Origin of the sequence: Nocardia sp. NPDC004604 (genome assembly GCF_040609795.1) — a bacterium.
Classification (GTDB): domain Bacteria; phylum Actinomycetota; class Actinomycetes; order Mycobacteriales; family Mycobacteriaceae; genus Nocardia.
This window is the reverse complement of sequence record NZ_JBEXLC010000056.1, coordinates 15,586-32,475: the sequence shown is the minus strand read 5'-3', so window position 1 is coordinate 32,475 and position 16,890 is coordinate 15,586. Positions and strand designations below refer to the sequence as shown.

Genomic DNA, 16,890 nt, shown 5'->3' with positions numbered 1-16,890 from the left:
TCGGCCCTGTTCGGCGGCACCGTCCGCCCGTAGCGTTGACCTCACCTTCACCCAGCTTCCGCAGTACGAGGAGACCGACATGCTGGCGCGGGTCATCTACGAATCGATGTTCGGCAACACGGCCGCCATCGCCGCCGCCATCGCTCAGGGGCTCAGCGAGTACGCCACCGTGGAGTTGCTCAACGTGGCGGCCGCCGCGGAGCTGCCCCAGCCAACTGCGGATCTGTTGGTGGTGGGCGGGCCGACGCATATGCTCGGGCTCAGCCGACCCCGGACCCGCCGTGATGCTGCGCAAGCGACCGACGCGCTGGTCCCGGTCGAGATCGGCATCCGAGAATGGCTCGACCGGGCGCTGCCGGTAGTACCGGGTACCCAGGCCGCAGCCTTCGGCACCAAGGCCGTGAAGCCATCGTGGTTGCCGGGGTCGGCCGCCCGCTGTGTCGGTAAGCGATTGCGGCACTTGGGTTATGAACTCGTCGACGAGCCGGTGGACTTCTTGGTCGACGGCGTGACCGGACCATTGGCCGCAGGCGCGTTGGAATGCGCTCGCGCTTGGGGCGAACGCCTGGCACATACCGGGGCCGACCGGATCGCGCATCAATTCTGAGGCCGACCTCGGCCGGACCGACGACAACCGGTGCGCGCCGAGTGCACCTCTGCAAAGACCGCATCCGCCATCACACTGTCCGGTCGCACCAGCCGCGATCGGCGGCCAGTGAGCATGGACTTTCGGGACCGGGCGTAAGGCCCATATCGACCGAAGTATCGCTCGACGACACTCGACGATATGACGGATAACGCGCAATGGATCATGGTCGGCGGGCGGCTGCACCCGCCTGTTGCTCGGCCCTATATCCAATTTCCTTGTGCAGCACGCCCATTGCCCCGTCATGGTCACCCGAACCGCGGAGCGGCGCCATCGTTCGAGCGCGGATCCTACCGAACGCCCGGGCGACCAGCAGTGCTGTTCGGTCCTCGATTGGGGACCTTCGGCCCCATTCGGGTGCGACTCCGTTCAGAGATGCTCTAGAAAGCTATTCGACTCGGCTCGGAGACCACGGCATGATCAGCTCGACCGAAACCTGCACCGTCCGCCCGCTCGGCCCCGCCGATGCCGCGGCCGTCGCGGATCTGCACGCCGGGATGCCCGATAAGGACAGCCTCTTCCGAATTCTCGTGCCGCGCCCGACCGAGTTACCCAATGTCGCGCGCGCCCTCGTCGTGCGCGATCCTGCGCACTGTGCGCTCGGTGCCTTCGTCGACGACCGGATCGTCGGCCTGGGCAACTTCATCGTGCTCGGGACGACCAGGACGGCCGAGTTAGCCATAACCATCGCTCCCGATCAGGACGACCGGATAGGCGCATACAGCCTCGAACTCCTGCACCGCCTGGCGCGACTCGCGCGTGAACGCGGCGTCGAACGATTTGTCGCCGAACTGATTCCGGCGAATACCAGGCTGATGCGGTTGGTTGCCGCCGCAAACCTGCCGGTGTCGGCCTACTGCCAGAACGGTATCGCGCGAGTCGGCATCCAACTCTGACAGCCCGCCACCGATCCGCGGATACGACTCGGATCGGGGCCGATGACACGTGCTCCAAGGGGAGCGATGTGGCCTGCTTCGGCCGGATGCCACGTCGATGGTCCATTCTTTGCTGCTGCCCGCATAGTTGTCGACCAGGACGCCGATCTCGGCCTCGACAATGGTGTCGTCCCTGATCAAGCGCAGCAGATCAGGCCGGGAGACGTGCGATATGGCGCACGATGCACCGGACCCCGGGCTGGGCCCGAATGAAACTCGGCTCGCACGGCTATGCCGGGCAGCCGACGACGGCGCGCGTGCGATGGGCCTGTGACCTCGGATGCGAGGGCCACAGGACTCGCCAACGCGGTGACCTTTGTCTCTGCTCCGCGACGGCGCCGAGCGAGATGCTCTAACCAGGCAGCCAGCCACGAAATTCACCAAAGTGGCGGTGCCGTCGAGAAGAGGTGATCCGGGTGTCGCGGTACCCGTCGCTGTCGGTCCGTATCTGGCGGACGCGACCGTGGAATACCAGTCCGCTGATGCGGGCGTCGGATCGAATCGAGGCGCTGGTCTGGATGCTGGCTGCTGCCGCGATGCTGGTCGCCATTCCGATCGCGGGTGCGGTGGGGACCGCGGGCTATACCGCGGCGGCGGCGCGGATCAGCTCCGACAATTCGGTGAAAGTCGCTGTCACGGGCACGATTTCGGGCGAATCGAAGCACACCGCGACGGTGTCGGCGCGGTCACCGATGACCGACAGCCACTCCGAAGCGCCGGTACGCTGGAATCAGGACGGCCGATCCGGCACGGCGACGATTACGGTCCCGGATACGGCGAGCCGCGGCGATGCGGTCACGGTGTGGCTCGCCCCGGACGGCACTCCCACCGGTCCGCCGGAGCGGTCCGGTGTCGCCGTCGGCAACGGGATCGAGGTCGGCCTGGCCGTTCTGGTCGAAATCTGGGGCGCCGTCCTGGCCCTGGTCGCGCTCAATATGTGGGCATTGGGCGCTCGACGTCGGGCCGGCTGGGAACGGGAATGGCGGGAGACCGGATGGCAGACCGGCAGCGATCGGCGGTGACGACCTCGGGGCAACGACACTCGCATCGGCGACATCAGGACCTATGGGCGTGCCCTGAACCGGAATCTGGATAGATCGAACAGGAAGTATTGCGATGGTGTTCATCGATCGGTTCGATGCAGGACGGCAACTGGGGATGCGCCTGGGGTCCCTGCGAGGGCAAGACATTGTGGTTCTCGGCCTGGCGCCGAGCGGTGTTCCGGTCGCATTCGAGGTCGCACGTGCTTTGAATGCGCCGCTGGATGTGATCGTGGTGCGCGAGCTCAGGGTCCCGTACCGGCCGGAAATGGCGTTCGGCGCAATCGGTGAGGGTGGTGTCCGGGTGATCGATGACGCCGCAGTCGCTCGTAGCGCGGTGACCGCCGCGCAGATGGCAGCGATAGACCTGCAAGAGCGCAAGATGCTGCACACTCAGCTCCGCAGAGTTCGGGAAGGGTGTCCGCGCATTCCGTTGACCCGGCGTACCGCGGTCATCGTCGTCGACGCAATCGTCAGCGGCGCCCCCGCTAGAGCCGCCTGCCAGATGGTCAAGGTCCACGGTGCCAGTCGGATCGTCTTGGCCGCCCCGGTAGGCACAAGCGCCGTAGTGACCGAACTTTCCGGGGTCGCCGATGACGTGATCTGCCTGCAGACACCGCCGAGTCTTGCCACTGCCGGCGAATGGTATTCGCTGTTCCGTGGCCCCCCCGACGACGAGGTCCTCGCGCTGCTGCACCGGGCCGCCGGAGCCGAATTGCTACGTCGGGCCACCGCGGATGTCTCAGCGCCGCCAACCAACTCGACTTGACCGCTCAACGGCCGACAGATCGGTGAGTCGACCGAACGCCCGGAGTCGGGCGGTACGCGCGGTGTTTCGGGATAGCGCCGCTATCCCGACCTGACCGCTGAGCGGTACCTGAGCTATCTCGCGCGGCGGCGTCCAGGAAAAGGTGCGCGTTCGGCATGCCGAACGCCTCGGGCTGGACCTTTCGGAACGCATCGGTGCGGTCTTGGACACGGCAATCGGGGAGGTCCAAGAGATGGCCGATACCGTCGGCATCCTGCGCCAGGGCGACTGTGGCGAGGTGCACTCGATCGCCGAACTCACCATCCGGCCGCTGCGTCGGCTCGACCGAAACCCCACAGGTCTCGCCCGCAGTCCGCACCGTATGGCCTGGTCTCGGGGCGACCAAGGTAATTCTCAGGGACAAAGGACTACCTGACCGGTGCCATTCGGTCCTGCCGTCGCACCATGCGACGGCAGGATCATTGAGACATGACAACCAGCACGAGTCGGTATCAGGAACAGGCGTTCGGCGCATCCGTGATCTTGTCGCCACTGCGCTCCCCGCTCGCCCTCGGGCTGGGGCACAACCTGTGCCAGCTGCGCTATCAAGCGCGGCTTTCGGGGCGTCATATCGCCCTACCAGTGTCGTATGCCCGTATGGGCGACAGCATCGTCGTCCGGGTCGCTCGCGCCGACACAAAGACATGGTGGCGCAACTTCCGCACACCCCGGCCACTCTCGGTGTTGCTGGATGGCCGGTGGTATCGCGGTACGGGCCATGTGGCACAACCGGATTCGCTGGAACGCGAAGAAGCGGCAGCGGTCTACCAGGCGGCATTTCCACGGGTGCGGATGCCGTCGACCGATCCGTTCGTGGTGATCGAATTGGCAGGCGCTGACGAGCATCGAATCGCCCTATAGTGCGCGCCGCGACCGCACCGCGGGGCTGCTGGCGGCGCTGATTCGGCAGCGTGACGCTGGGGGAATTGCTGGGTTTCGCTGCGCCCGCCGTGACCGGTGCATTGGTGCACGACGCCGCGCCGCACGAACTCGTCCCCCGGGCCTGACCACGCGGAGCGTTGTAGGACCACTGTCTGATCGCGAGTGACCGAGCCCCCCTTGGCCGACCCGCGATTCGACGATCCACGGACATCCGCTCAGGCGGCTTTGTCGACGAGGCGGACGCCGGAGACGATGGAGGGTTCGATCTCGATGACGGTATCCATGACCTGGTCGACCCAGGAACGGAGCAGGCGCTCGTAGCGGGCGATGCGGGCGGGATCGGTAACGGTGCGAGCGAAACCGGTAACCACGACCGACCATCCGGTGTGTAGGTGCGGGTCGATCTCGTCGGCCTCGTAGGCGACCACCACACCGGAGTTGCCGCGCACAGCGGAAGTGAGCTGGGCCGCGAGGCGGGTGCGCACGATGACGCTGCCATCCGCCTCGACAATGTGATTGACCGGCCGGATCGCCGGTAATGCGTTGCGGCTGAACACCACTCGACCGATCGAGACGGTCGAGAGCAGGTCCAGCGCCGTCGCGCGATCGAGTTCGACGATCGCGCGTCCCGGAAAGTCTTCGGCGGCGATCACGATCGTGCGACCTCCGCTCCCGGTCGCCCGATCCGGACCTGAACGCGTACAGCAGCACCCTGGAACGCCACGTTCGCCTGTGCCAGCATCGGCCCATCCAGACACTGCGGGCCGGTGCACCGTAACCGGGCCGGTGCACCGACATGGTGGCAGCGCAGCGCCCGGTCGATCCCCCGCAACGCGCGGGTGATCTGGACGGGATCCACCGCCCCCTGGGTGGTGCACACCGACGGCGCGGTCGTCCTGGTCGACCACAGCTCGGATGTACTCACTCGCCAACCCCTTTCGACCGACGGCGGCGCAACGCTGGCAATCCAACCCTGCTGCGGCAGTGCCGAACAGGGCCGAAAGGCCCATGAATCGAGGACGTCGGCCCCATCACAGCGACACCGCGGAACGCGGATAGCCACCACCTATTCCGAGAGGCCGAGCTGTTCCGGCGCTTCTCCCAAGCCACGTCGGCGAATTCGTCGAGGCGGTATGCGCACAACACCCTTTCGGCAGCCACCGACGCGGGTTCGCGCTAGGCGCACCCAGCTTGATCCTTTCCGCCTGGTCGAGCGGACCGGTCGCCGGGCGGCGAAGGGACCGACTCCTCGACAGAAACGGGACCTTCGCCCCTCGAATCCGCATCGGACCAGCGCCGATGATGAGCGGAGAGGTCCGGACTATTCATGAGGTGGCAGCGATGTACGCACGCGACATCCTCAGCCGACCAGTGGTTACGGTTCGGCCGGAAACACCGCTGACCGAGGCCATCGAACAACTCACCGAAGACGGATTCGCCGCGCTGCCGGTGGTAGCCGACCGGGACCAGGTGGTCGGCATGCTCCCCGAATCCGAAGTGCTCGCCACGTCTTCCGCAGTGGACACCACCATCGTCGACGCGGTGATGACGGTTCCGGTCGAAGTCGTCCAGCCCGGGACCGGCATATCCACGATCGCCCACCGCATGCTCAGCGCGGGATTGCGATCGATACGGTCACGCCGCACCCACACCGGGTCGCGATGACGACGGCACCGCACCGAGTCGATCATGTGACAACAACTTCAGACCACCTCGAGGTGACACTCGCCGGTGCGATGCCGATCGCGGACGTGCTCTCGGCGTTGTCGACCACCGACGCGGGCCTGACGGGAGCGGAGTTCCGACGGCGCCGACAGGCCGTCGGGCCCAATGCGATTCGCTCACATCAGGCCCGGCTCCTGCCGGTGTTGGCACGGCAGTTGCGGTCTCCGTTGCTGCTCTTGCTGGCGGTCACCGCCACCGCGTCATTCTTTCTCGGCGAGCGCACCGATGCGCTCATCATCGGTGTCATCCTCACCGCCTCGGTCGGGTTGGGCCTGATCAACGAGTACCGCGCCGAGCGTGCCGCCGAAGCGATGCACGATCGAATCCAGCACCGCACCACGGTGATTCGCGACGGTGCGGCGCAGTCGGTCAGCCTGGTCGAGCTGGTGCCCGGCGATCTGGTCGAACTGCGGCTCGGACAGCTCGTACCCGCGGATATCCGATTGCTGAGTACGACGACATTGCAATGCGACGAGTCGGTCCTGACCGGGGAATCGATTCCGGTCGAGAAGTCGGTGGATCCGGTGCCGTCCGGAACCACGATGGCGGAGCTGAGCAGCTGCGCGCTGATGGGGACGGTGGTCAGCGCCGGACAGGGCCGCGGGCTGGTGGTCGCGACCGCCGGGTCGACGGTCTTCGGCCGGGTCGCCCTCGGACTCGGAAAACGTCAGCCCGACACCGAATTCCAGCTCGGCCTGCGCCGATTCTCGCTCCTGCTGGTCCGAGTCGCCGCGGTGCTGACCATCGGCATCTTCGCGGTGAATATGGCGCTGCACCGCCCGATCCTGGACGCGCTGCTGTTCTCCCTCGCCATCGCGGTCGGCATCTCCCCACAGCTGCTGCCCGCCGTGGTCTCGACCAGCCTGGCGGCGGGTTCCCGGCAGCTCGCACACCGAAAGGTGCTGGTGAAACGGCTGGTGTGCATCGAGGATCTCGGCGATATCGAGGTGTTGTTCACCGATAAGACCGGCACGCTGACCGAGGGCCGGATCGAATTCATGCGTGCACTCGGTCCCGACGGATCCGCGTCGGACGAAACGATGCTGCTCGGCCTGGTCTGCACCGACGCCACCGTGCGCGACGCGCGTGTCGTCGATGGAAATCCACTCGACACCGCCCTATGGGAGGCCCCGACCGCACCGCGCGCGGCCGCCGAACGGTACACCAAGTTAGCCGTGCTGCCCTTCGACCACCGCCGCCGACTCGTCACCGTGCTCACCGCCGACGAGCCCGGCGAGCCGCTGATCATCACCAAAGGTGCGCCGGAGGCCGTACTCGACCGCTGCACCGACTTGCCCCATACCGCGCAGACCGTGCTGGACAGTGAATTCCGGGCCGGTCACCGCATCGTCGCGGTGGCGACCCGCCCGGCGCCCGGGCAGCACACACTCGCCCCCGATGACGAGCACGACCTGCGCCTACACGGATTCCTGGTGTTCCTCGACCCACCGAAGGCCACCGCCCGCGACGCGCTGCGGCGGCTGGCCGACCTCGGCATGGCGGTCAAGGTGATCACCGGTGATAATCCGGACGTCGCCGGGCACGTCTGCACCGAACTCGGGCTACCGGACGGCGGTGTGCTCACCGGACCCGAAATCGACCGCCTCGAAGAACCCGAGTTGCGCGAACTACTCTCGACCACAACGATATTCGCGCGGGTCGACCCGGAACAGAAGGCTCGGATCGTGCGCGCACAGCGGTCCTCCGGTGTCGACGTCGCATTCCTCGGCGACGGCGTCAACGACGCGCTGGCGCTGCATGCCGCCGATGTCGGCATCTCGGTGGATTCCGCCACCGACGTAGCCAAGGATGCCGCCGATGTCGTGCTGCTGGAGAAGGACCTGCATGTGCTCGCCGACGGCGTGCTGGAAGGCAGGCGCATCTTCGCCAACACCATGAAGTACGTGTTGATGGGCACATCGAGCAATTTCGGCAATATGTTCAGTGCCGCAGGCGCGTCCGCCTTCCTGTCCTTCCTGCCGATGCTCCCCTCGCAGATCCTGCTGAACAATCTGCTCTACGACGCCAGCCAACTGTCCATCCCCACCGATAACGTCGATCCCGAACAACTCGCGCGCCCGGCGCGGTGGGACGTCGCGCTGATCCGGCGCTTCATGCTGGTCTTCGGCCCCATCAGCTCGCTGTTCGATTTCGCCACCTTCGCGATTATGCTGTCGGTATTCCACGCCGACGAAACCCTTTTCCACACGGGCTGGTTCGTCGAATCCCTGGCCACCCAGACCCTGGTCCTGTTCGTCATCCGGACCCGGCGCACCCCGTTCTTCCGCAGCCACCCCAGCGTCGCGCTGCTGTTGGCCGCATTGGCCGCGGTGACCACCGGCGCCCTGATCCCCGTCACACCATTCGCCCGTGGCCTGGGCTTCACCCCGCTGCCCGGCGCTTTCTTCCTAACCCTGACCGTTATGGTCCTGGCCTACCTGGTGCTGGCCGAACTCGGCAAACATTACTTCTTCCGCACCCCGAAACCCGTTGCCCCACAACGCCTCCGCATCACCAGCCACCGCGTGGACCGACGCGCCGCCCGCTTCACCACCGGCCGACGGTCCCGGACACCGCATCGCGTGGGTCCATGATCAGCTGCGGCACGATGCTCGACCACGCGCGTCCGGCCGTCCAGTCGGGGGCTGGTTCGCCGAGGTCGGTCGGTTCCCCACCCCGGTCTGCCGGACACCCCGCGCCGTCGGCGGAATCAGGTCAGCTGTTGCGTACAACGATCATCGGGCACTCCACCGTGTGCAGTAACGCGTTGCTGGTGGAGCCGAGGACCATACTCGCGAACCCACCGCGGCCGCGGCTGCCGACCACAACCAACTGCGCATTCGCCGACTCGTCCAGTAACGCTCGAACCGGCCGATCCAGCTTCAGCACCCGCTGCACCGGCACCTCCGGATACCGGTCGCGATAGCCGGCCAAATTCTCGGCCAACAGCGCCTGCTCGGACTCGCGCGCGGCCTCCCAGCCCGAATGCGGCAGATCCACGCTGCTGGCATCGCTCCAGGTGTGCAGCGCCGTCAGCCCCACCTTGCGTCGCGAGGCCTCCTCGAACGCGAGCTCGATGGCGGGCACGCTATTTCGTGAGCCGTCGACGCCGACCAGGATGGGTTTACTCGCCGATTCCGGGTCGATCGCCGAATCGCCATGAATCACCGCGACCGGGCAATGCGCGTGATGGGCGACCGCGGTGCTGACCGAGCCGAGCAGTCCACGGTGGAACGCGCCGACGCCGCGGCGGCCGACGACCAGCATCCTGGCCTGCGCCGAGCGCAGGATCAGGGTCGGAATGATCGAGGCGAAGATCACCTCGGTTGCCAGCTCCAATTCCGCCCCCGGCGCGGTGTGCCGTGCCAGGCTGGCCGCCTCGACCAGGATGCGCTCGCCATCGCGGCGCAGCCACTCCACGTCCGCCTCGCTCAGAGTGCGGTCGGGGCCGAAGTCTGGGACGGCCACCGAGGTCAGAATGCGCAGTGGGCAACGGTGCAGCTCGGCATCGACCGCCGCCCAGGCAACCGCCTCATAGGAACTCGCCGAGCCGTCGACGGCCGCAATGATCTGCGGCGCTGCGGAATTGCCCATAATCGTTCCCTTTGTCGAAAAGTGCTTGCCGGAAACGAAATAGCCCAGTCGCGAGTGGCCCGGCCGCCCGGTCAGCTGATCGGCTGGTCGCGGACCTCCCGATCGTTCAGCATGCTGCCGCCTCTGTGGCGTCGAAGGGATCCAATACGTCCTCGACCGCCCGCCGCGGCGTGGCGGGCAGCGTCTCGGCACTCGTCGGCGCCCAGCCGATTCTGATCACGGCTTGGGGATAGCCGTAGTCGTCGAGGACGCCGATGCGGACCCGGTCCCGCAGCGCTGGGATCTCGAGCGGTTCGGTCAGCAGACAGGTGGCCAACCCGATATTCGTCGCGGTCAGCAGCACCGCGCTCAATGCCTCACCCGCGCACAGTCGCGAGAGTCGGTGGTCGGCCGAGGTGCTCAGCACCAGCAGCTCGGCGCAGTCGGACTCGTGCGCTTCGTCAGACCATTGCACACCATCGTGCCTGCCACTCCACTCGGCCGGCTCGAGTCGATAGCCCGGGTCCCCCGCGTGCCGCTCGGCCGCGGCCCGCATCGCCTCGACCAAGCAGTCCCGCGATCCATCGACCGCCTGCCGCACAGTCGCACCCAGGGTCGCGGCGCGCTCGGTGACCAGCCCGAGGTATCCCGGCGGCACCGGCCACGCACTGAAGGGCCGGCGATCGGTGCGTCTGCGGGTGATGGCGGCGCTCAGTTCGATTTCGTAGGGAATCGGCCGATGCCGCACTGGTTCAATCGATGCCAGGTGGTTCGGCTGCGCCGGATTCGGCAGCCGGTGCACCACCGCTGACCAGCCGAGCGCAGCGAACGCGACGCGCAGATGATGCAGCGCAGCACCACAGCTCAAGACGAGATCGCGTTGGTCGGGGTCGGTCGAGGGCAATGCCCGAGTCGGATCCAGATACAGGTGGACGCTGCGGTCTGCGATCCGCCACCGCCACGGTTGGGTGTTGTGCACCGACGGTGCCCGCACCGCGAGCGCTAGTGCCGCCCGCACGGTGTGATCATCGGGCAGTCCGTGGTCCATCACCGCCATCCCTTCCTTTCCTCCCGATTCACCCTCGCACCGCGGCGATACCGAAGGTAGGGCAAGACGACCCCTCCTGGCGGGACTTCGGACGCCGGCTGGGGTCGGCCGGCTACGGGAGCGCGCAGACGGTCCGGAAGGGGCTGTTCGCACCCCGGACCGATCCACACCCCGAACAGTCGGCTTCGATACGAGTATTGCTGCGGCCCAGCCGCTTCCGCGTTTCGGCGCCAGAGGAGGTCGATGGTTGGCTGCATCGTCAACTGGGCCACCTTCTCGAGGGACCGGAATTCGTCATCGACGGTGGCGCTACCGCGGGTATGGCGCTCGTCGAACCGGCCGAAGCGCACTGAACGTGGCAGCGACCGCGGCCGCTGCTACGTAGTTGCGGGAAACCCATACAGGTGTCGTGGTGCTGTGCGGGGACCATGCGTACAAGACGAAGAAACCGATCGGCATCGGCGGGGTTCGACACGCGACGGCGTGGGGTAGGAGCTCATGCAAAAATTGGGTATGGATCGCGAGTTCCTCGTGCCCGACCAGATGCCGGTGACCGAAACATTGCCGCAACTGCGGCTTCGTGAGCTGCTGGGTGAGGTCCAGGACCGAATCGCGCAGATCGCCGGGGTTCGTGATCAGATGGACCGGCTGATCGAGGCAATGCTGGTGGTGACCGCCGGACTCGACCTGGACAACACATTGCGCTCGATCGTGCACACCGCCATCGAACTGGTCGACGCCGAATACGGGGCGCTGGGCGTGCGCGAAACCGATAAGACCAGTCATCAGCTCGCCGAATTCGTCTACGAGGGCATCGACGACCGGACCCGGGTCATGATCGGCGATCTGCCACGCGGTCACGGTGTGCTCGGCCTGCTCATCGAAGAACCGAAGCCCATTCGGCTGACCAACCTTTCGAAGCATCCGTCCTCGGTCGGCTTCCCCGCCCACCACCCGCCGATGCGCACCTTCCTCGGCGTACCGGTGAAGGTGCGCAACGAGGTGTTCGGCAATCTGTATTTGACCGAGAAGTCCGGTGGTCAGGAATTCACCGAGGACGATGAGGTCGTGGTGCAGGCGCTGGCGGCCGCCGCGGGTATCGCCATCGCCAACGCCCGCCTCTACGAACAGTCCCGAATCCGCCAGCAATGGCTGGAAGCCAATCGCGATGTGGCCACCGAACTGCTCGCAGGCGGCGAACCCGACACCGCCCTCGAACTCGTCGCCGATCGGGCCCTGACCCTCACTCAGTCGGCGTGCACCTTCCTCGCCCTGCCCGAGGACCCCGACATCCCCACCGAGGACATCACCGAGCTGGTGGTCGCCGCCGCCGCAGGCGTCGGCGCCGACGAACTGCTCGGCGAGCACATCCCGATGGGCGAATCGAATTCCGGCGAAGCGTTCCGATCCGGCCAGTTCGTCGCGGTCGACGAACTGCGCTTCCAGCCGGTCTTCTACGAGCCCTCGAAATTCGGACCCGCGCTGATTCTTCCGTTGCGGGCCAAGGATTCGGTCATCGGCGTGCTCGCCACCGTACAACCGGCCGGTGCACAGCCATTGGACGAGGCCGGGCAGTCGATGATGGCCGCCTTCTCCGATCAGGCTGCGCTGGCCTTGCAGCAGGCGACCATCCAGCGACGGATGCGCGAACTCGACGTGCTCTCCGACCGCGACCGAATCGCCCGCGACCTGCACGACCACGTCATTCAGCGGCTGTTCGCAGTCGGCCTCTCACTGCAGAGCACCGCGCAGCGAGCCCACGCACCCGAGGTCAAATCCCGACTCACCGACACCATCGCCGATATCCAATCGATCGTCCAAGACATCCGGCACTCGATCTTCGACCTGCACAGCACCACCGCGGACGCCCCGACGCTGCGCAAACGCCTGCACGCCGTCGTCGCCGACATGGTCGGAGAAAGCGGTCTGCGCACCACAGTTCGACTCGCCGGCCCGCTGTCCGTGCTGGCCCCGCCACTATCCGAAGACGTCGAGGCAGTACTGCGCGAAGCGGTCAGCAATGTGGTGCGGCACGCGCACGCCACAACGATGACGGTCCATCTGCGTGTAGGCGATGACGTCACCATCGAAGTAACCGACGACGGCATCGGCATCCCCGACGACATCACCAGCATGAGCGGATTGGCGAATCTGGCCACCCGCGCCGAACAGGCAGGTGGCAGCTTCAGTGTGAGCAAAGGCAAGGAACGGGGCACGGTGCTGCGGTGGTCGGCGCCGCTGCCCTGACTTCTGCCGGTACGGCACTACAGTCCGCCGGAGGTGGCGCCTTCCGCGTTCCATCGTTCGACCTCAGTCATAGAGGGCGTCGATGCGGTCCGCGAGATTGCCGACGACTATTTTGCGGCGCAGCTTCATACTCGGTGTGAGATCGCCTGCCTCGATGGACAGTTCGCGGTCGATGATCCCGAATCTCTTGATCTGTTCCCAGCGATTGAGTTGAGCGTTCAGGTCATCGATGTAGCTGGCGATCACGTCGTGGGTCTTCTGGTCCCGGGCGATGTCGGCGAGCGGCATATCGGCCAGGCCGTGCTTATCGGCCCACTCGGTGATGGCCTGGGCATCGAGACCGACCAGGGCGACGCAATAGGGTCGGGTCTCGCCGCAGACGATGAGTTCGCCGGCATACGGACAGAGTCCCTTGAACGTGGCGGCGATCGCGGAGGGTGCGACGTACTTGCCTTGTGAGGTCTTGAACAGGTCTTTCTTGCGATCGGTGATGTGCAGGAAGCCGTCGGCGTCGATCTCGCCGATGTCGCCGGTGCAGAACCAGCCTTCCGCGTCGAAAGCCTCGGCGGTGGCGTCGGGACGGTCGTGATAGCCGCTCATCACGCCCGGGCTTTTGAGGAGGATCTCGCCGTCCTCGGCGATCTTGACCTCGGTGCCGGGGAACGGCTTGCCGACAGTGCCGAACCGGTATGCGCCTGGGCGGTTGATGAACGAGGCGGCGGCGGTCTCGGTCAGACCGTAGCCCTCGAGCACGGTGATGCCGGTCGCGTCGAACCACTGCGCGACATCGCGGTCCAAGGGTGCCGATGCCGAGACGAAGTACCGCAGCCGCCCGCCGAAGCGTTCACGGATGGTGGAGAGCACCAGCCGGTCCGCAATTTTGTGCTCCAAGGAAAGGAGCAGCGGCGGCTTCGCACCGGCCTGTGTGGCACGCGAGACTTTCAGGCCCACCCCGATCGCCCAGTCGAAGATCTTCTTCTTGATCCCGCCTTCTTCAGCCACCATGCCCTCGATGCGCGCGTGCGCCTTCTCGAAAATCCGCGGGGCGGCCCCCACGATGGTGGGGTGCAGTATCGCAAGGTTGTCCACGATCCTGTCCACCCGGCCGTCGATTGCCGTGGGAAAGCCGATCAGCGGTGACAGCGCCAACATCACCTTGCCGAATGCGTGGGACAGCGGCAGCCACAAGAAGTTCAAGTCATCCGGGCTGAGAACATTCAGGGCATCGATCGCGGCGGCGCTGTAGGTCCAGGCGGAATGCGGTAATCGAACCCCTTTCGGAGTACCGGTCGTGCCGGAGGTGTACATGATGCTGCCCAGGTGCTCGGGACGAATCCCGCGGATGCGGGCGACCACCGCATCGGGCGATCCGGCAAGCAATTTCCGTCCGCGCTCTTCGAGGTCATCAAGAGTGATCACCCAGTCTCCGTTGCCCTCGCCGTCGATGATCACCACCTGCTGTACGTCGGGCAGTTCGGCGCGGTGCTCGATCAGTTTGTCGACCTGGGTCTGATTCTCGGCAACAACGACACGGCTGCCCGAGTTGGCGACGATGAACGTGACGCCGGTGGCGTTGGTGGTGGGGTAAACGGTGGTGGTGGCCGCGCCGGCGCACATCACGGCGAAATCGACGAGCACCCATTCATACCGTGTGGACGACACGAGCGCGATCCGGTCCTGAGCGTCGACTCCCAGCGCTATCAACCCGGCGGCGAGGATGTTGACCCGGTCACCGACCTGCCGCCAGGACACGCTGGTCCAGCCCTCGCCATCGGGATATCGGAACGCCTCCGCCGCTGGAGTCGCGGCTACCCGGTCGACCAGCATCTGGGCGACCGACGATGCCCGCTTCTCGATCTTGCTGAGGTCGGGAGGTTCCTCGGATTCTCGGAGGAACGTCATCGTCTGATCCTACGAGTCCCCGGCCGATCGCTCGGGCGTTCGGACGAGAAACATGGGCGCGAGGACAGCCTGGCACGATCCCTGCGACCAGCCCGGCCACACCCAACGCGCCGATCACGACGACGCGGACCGCCGCCCGAATCGCCAACAGGCGCAACTGGATCGCGCGGACCGGACTGTCCGGCATGCTGGGCGATCTTGTGAAAAATTGCGTCGAAGAGCTCGGGGTGCGCCGGTGGGGCTCATGCGAACAGCCGAACCGCAATACCGTGGAAGTATGCGAACTTTTGTCCACCTTTTACTGCTCGTGTGCGCTGTCGCCGTGGCCGTCGGCGCGTTCGGTCCGCTCATCGGCACGATCGGGGCCCGAGACGTTCGGCTCGAAGATCTGCGTGCGGGTTTCGGCTCCGGGCGTTCCATGGACCAGATCGGTGCTCAGTCGGTTCCGTTCCAGACGTCGCTGGCCGTTGTCGTGGTCGGCGTCGCCGTCGCGGTGTTGCTCGCCGCGCTGTTCGGCTCCCGCCTGATCGGCTGGCTCGGCGTCGTCGTCGGCCTGGCCGCACTCGGCGTGCTCGCGTGGCGGTTGGACGAGCCGTTCGACCAACAGTTGCGCAGCGACTACCGCGATCTACTCACCGGCAGCTGGGGCCTGTATCTGGTCGGCGGCGGGCTGGTCATCGCTCTGCTGTCGCTGCTCGTCCCCAGAGAGCGCCCGAAGCGCAACGGAGCAACACTTTGAGCTGAGACCATTTCAGGTCCTGGGTGAAGCTCGAGTACGCAGGGACGCTACCGCCCACCGTCAGCCGAGCTCGGCGAGCTTGCGGCGCAGCACCGCCCGCTCGCGCTCGTTGCCGCACAGCTGTGCCGCCCGCTCCAGTTCGGTGCGCGCCTCATCGGTGCGTCCCAGGCGGGTGAGCAGCTCACCGCGAACGCTCGGCAGCAGATGCGAATTCGACAGCGGCGCAGCCGCCACCAACCTGTCCACGATCGGCAGCGCTGCCGCCGGTCCCTGTGCCATGGAGACCGCCACCGCCCGATTGAGGTCGACCACCGGCGACGGAGCCAGTCTGCCCAGCGCCTCGTAAATGAGCACGATCCGCTCCCAGTTCGTCGCCTCGACGCTGGCTGCGACGGCATGGCATTCGGCAATCGCCGCCTGCAAGCCGTAGGCCGCGAGACCACGGCCGACCTGCTCCGCGCGGGCCAGGGCAGCCCGCCCCCGGCGGATCGCGGCGCGGTCCCAGCGGCGGCGGTCCTGCTGCTCCAATAACACCGGCTCGCCGTCCGGTCCGGTGCGGGCCGGGAAGCGCGCCGCGGTCAGTTCGAGCAGCGCGAGCAGACCGTAGACCTCGGGCTCGCTCGGCATCAGCCGGGCCAGCACCCGCGCGAGGCGCTGGGCCTCGCCCGCGATATCGAATCGGATCAGCTCGTCACCGGAGCTGGCCGAGGAACCTTCGGTGAAGATCAGATAGATCACATTGAGCACCGAGCCGAGGCGCTCGGTCCGCTCTTGGGCCGACGGCACCTCGAAGGGCACCCGGGCCGCCGCCAGGGTCTTCTTCGCGCGGGTGATCCGGGCCTGCACGGTGGCGGTCGGCACCAGGAACGCCTTGGCGATCTCATCGCTCGTCAGACCGCCGACCACCCGTAGGGTGAGCGCCAGCCTCGCCTCCCGGGACAGCACGGGGTGGCAGGAGATGAACATCAACGCGAGCACGTCGTCATCGATCCGGTCCGGATCCCAGAGCATGTCCTCGGCCGCGCGGGTGGGTTCGCTCCCGGAGACCACACCGCCCTCGTCCAGATCACGGGCCAGGACGGCATATCTCTCGTCGAGGGCGGAGCGCCGACGGAATGCGTCGATGGCGCGACGCCGGCCGACGGTGAGCAGCCACCCGGCCGGGTTGCGGGGTGCGCCGTCACGTGGCCAGGTCACCAGGGCCTCGGCCAGCGCCTCCTGGGCGAGGTCCTCGGCAAGCGCGAAATCGCCGGTGTACCGCGCGAGTGCACCGACGATCCGCGCCGACTCGATCCGCCAGATGGCGGCGACGGCCGCACGGCCGGTGTGATCAGCCATCGCCGTT

At 66.6% G+C, this 16,890-nt stretch carries 17 protein-coding genes; 11 read left to right on the top strand and 6 right to left on the bottom strand.

Features of this window, described 5'->3' with window-relative positions; all coding sequences use genetic code 11:
* Positions 1-79 precede the first annotated feature (79 nt).
* From ABZW16_RS21120 to ABZW16_RS21095, 6 genes are all read left to right on the top strand, one after another.
* Entirely contained in the window at positions 80-607 is a 528-nt protein-coding gene (locus ABZW16_RS21120) for a flavodoxin domain-containing protein (protein ID WP_354957640.1), read from the top strand.
* Between the two features lie 455 nt (positions 608-1,062).
* Entirely contained in the window at positions 1,063-1,542 is a 480-nt protein-coding gene (locus ABZW16_RS21115; RefSeq protein WP_354957639.1) for a GNAT family N-acetyltransferase, read from the top strand.
* A 455-nt stretch (positions 1,543-1,997) separates the two neighbouring features.
* Positions 1,998-2,603 (top strand): hypothetical protein, encoded by a 606-nt coding sequence (locus tag ABZW16_RS21110; protein WP_354957638.1) that lies wholly within the window; start codon positions 1,998-2,000, stop codon positions 2,601-2,603.
* A gap of 94 nt (positions 2,604-2,697) precedes the next feature.
* A complete protein-coding gene (locus ABZW16_RS21105; RefSeq protein ID WP_354957637.1) occupies positions 2,698-3,390 on the top strand; it encodes a hypothetical protein in 693 nt (230 codons plus the stop codon).
* A gap of 142 nt (positions 3,391-3,532) precedes the next feature.
* The gene (locus tag ABZW16_RS21100) at positions 3,533-3,805 is read left to right on the top strand and encodes a hypothetical protein (RefSeq protein WP_354957636.1); all 273 of its coding nucleotides are present in this window, start codon (positions 3,533-3,535) and stop codon (positions 3,803-3,805) included.
* A gap of 53 nt (positions 3,806-3,858) precedes the next feature.
* On the top strand, positions 3,859-4,290 hold the full coding sequence (locus ABZW16_RS21095) for a hypothetical protein (RefSeq protein ID WP_354957635.1): 432 nt from the start codon (positions 3,859-3,861) through the stop codon (positions 4,288-4,290).
* Between the two features lie 236 nt (positions 4,291-4,526).
* Here the strand turns inward: ABZW16_RS21095 and ABZW16_RS21090 are convergent, their stop codons facing one another.
* On the bottom strand, positions 4,527-4,967 hold the full coding sequence (locus tag ABZW16_RS21090) for a pyridoxamine 5'-phosphate oxidase family protein (protein WP_354957657.1): 441 nt from the start codon (positions 4,965-4,967) through the stop codon (positions 4,527-4,529).
* On the bottom strand, positions 4,961-5,236 hold the full coding sequence (locus ABZW16_RS21085) for a hypothetical protein (protein WP_354957658.1): 276 nt from the start codon (positions 5,234-5,236) through the stop codon (positions 4,961-4,963). The genes ABZW16_RS21090 and ABZW16_RS21085 overlap by 7 nt, the downstream gene beginning before the upstream one ends.
* A gap of 416 nt (positions 5,237-5,652) precedes the next feature.
* On the opposite strand from ABZW16_RS21085, the gene ABZW16_RS21080 reads away from it, so the two are divergent.
* Both ABZW16_RS21080 and mgtA read left to right on the top strand, forming a co-directional pair.
* Positions 5,653-5,976, top strand: coding sequence for a CBS domain-containing protein (locus ABZW16_RS21080; protein ID WP_354957634.1), 324 nt, complete (start codon positions 5,653-5,655; stop codon positions 5,974-5,976).
* A gap of 26 nt (positions 5,977-6,002) precedes the next feature.
* Positions 6,003-8,630 (top strand): magnesium-translocating P-type ATPase, encoded by a 2,628-nt coding sequence (mgtA, locus tag ABZW16_RS21075; RefSeq protein ID WP_354957633.1) that lies wholly within the window; start codon positions 6,003-6,005, stop codon positions 8,628-8,630.
* Positions 8,631-8,751: 121 nt separating this feature from the next.
* On the opposite strand, the gene ABZW16_RS21070 is transcribed toward mgtA, so the two are convergent.
* Both ABZW16_RS21070 and ABZW16_RS21065 read right to left on the bottom strand, forming a co-directional pair.
* Positions 8,752-9,630 carry a universal stress protein gene (locus tag ABZW16_RS21070; RefSeq protein ID WP_354957632.1) on the bottom strand — a complete coding sequence of 293 codons (879 nt, stop codon included), beginning with the start codon at positions 9,628-9,630 and terminating at the stop codon, positions 8,752-8,754.
* A gap of 106 nt (positions 9,631-9,736) precedes the next feature.
* A complete protein-coding gene (locus ABZW16_RS21065; protein ID WP_354957656.1) occupies positions 9,737-10,657 on the bottom strand; it encodes an NAD(P)H nitroreductase in 921 nt (306 codons plus the stop codon).
* 197 nt (positions 10,658-10,854) lie between these two features.
* Between ABZW16_RS21065 and ABZW16_RS21060 the strand changes: the two genes are divergently transcribed.
* Entirely contained in the window at positions 10,855-11,010 is a 156-nt protein-coding gene (locus ABZW16_RS21060) for a hypothetical protein (protein WP_354957631.1), read from the top strand.
* Positions 11,011-11,155: 145 nt separating this feature from the next.
* Complete coding sequence (locus ABZW16_RS21055) at positions 11,156-12,904, top strand: GAF domain-containing protein (RefSeq protein WP_354957630.1); 1,749 nt, start codon at positions 11,156-11,158, stop codon at positions 12,902-12,904.
* 63 nt (positions 12,905-12,967) lie between these two features.
* On the opposite strand, the gene ABZW16_RS21050 is transcribed toward ABZW16_RS21055, so the two are convergent.
* Complete coding sequence (locus ABZW16_RS21050) at positions 12,968-14,806, bottom strand: long-chain fatty acid--CoA ligase (RefSeq protein ID WP_354957629.1); 1,839 nt, start codon at positions 14,804-14,806, stop codon at positions 12,968-12,970.
* A gap of 277 nt (positions 14,807-15,083) precedes the next feature.
* Here ABZW16_RS21050 and ABZW16_RS21045 point away from each other — a divergent pair, with 277 nt between their 5' ends.
* Complete coding sequence (locus ABZW16_RS21045) at positions 15,084-15,545, top strand: hypothetical protein (RefSeq protein WP_354957628.1); 462 nt, start codon at positions 15,084-15,086, stop codon at positions 15,543-15,545.
* Positions 15,546-15,605: 60 nt separating this feature from the next.
* Here ABZW16_RS21045 and ABZW16_RS21040 read toward each other — a convergent pair whose 3' ends face one another.
* Positions 15,606-16,883: a sigma-70 family RNA polymerase sigma factor gene (locus ABZW16_RS21040; RefSeq protein WP_354957627.1), complete on the bottom strand. Its 1,278-nt coding sequence runs from the start codon at positions 16,881-16,883 to the stop codon at positions 15,606-15,608.
* Between the last annotated feature and the right edge of the window lie 7 nt (positions 16,884-16,890).

Excerpts from the sequence above, each read along its gene's own strand:
- ABZW16_RS21095 (WP_354957635.1), top strand. The coding sequence starts at position 3,859 with ATGACAACCAGCACGAGTCGGTATCAGGAACAGGCGTTCGGCGCATCC.
- ABZW16_RS21070 (WP_354957632.1), bottom strand. The coding sequence starts at position 9,630 with ATGGGCAATTCCGCAGCGCCGCAGATCATTGCGGCCGTCGACGGCTCG.
- ABZW16_RS21105 (WP_354957637.1), top strand. The coding sequence starts at position 2,698 with ATGGTGTTCATCGATCGGTTCGATGCAGGACGGCAACTGGGGATGCGC.
- ABZW16_RS21065 (WP_354957656.1), bottom strand. The coding sequence starts at position 10,657 with ATGGACCACGGACTGCCCGATGATCACACCGTGCGGGCGGCACTAGCG.
- ABZW16_RS21050 (WP_354957629.1), bottom strand. The coding sequence starts at position 14,806 with ATGACGTTCCTCCGAGAATCCGAGGAACCTCCCGACCTCAGCAAGATC.
- ABZW16_RS21080 (WP_354957634.1), top strand. The coding sequence starts at position 5,653 with ATGTACGCACGCGACATCCTCAGCCGACCAGTGGTTACGGTTCGGCCG.
- ABZW16_RS21120 (WP_354957640.1), top strand. The coding sequence starts at position 80 with ATGCTGGCGCGGGTCATCTACGAATCGATGTTCGGCAACACGGCCGCC.
- ABZW16_RS21040 (WP_354957627.1), bottom strand. The coding sequence starts at position 16,883 with ATGGCTGATCACACCGGCCGTGCGGCCGTCGCCGCCATCTGGCGGATC.
- ABZW16_RS21115 (WP_354957639.1), top strand. The coding sequence starts at position 1,063 with ATGATCAGCTCGACCGAAACCTGCACCGTCCGCCCGCTCGGCCCCGCC.
- ABZW16_RS21055 (WP_354957630.1), top strand. The coding sequence starts at position 11,156 with ATGCAAAAATTGGGTATGGATCGCGAGTTCCTCGTGCCCGACCAGATG.
- ABZW16_RS21045 (WP_354957628.1), top strand. The coding sequence starts at position 15,084 with ATGCGAACTTTTGTCCACCTTTTACTGCTCGTGTGCGCTGTCGCCGTG.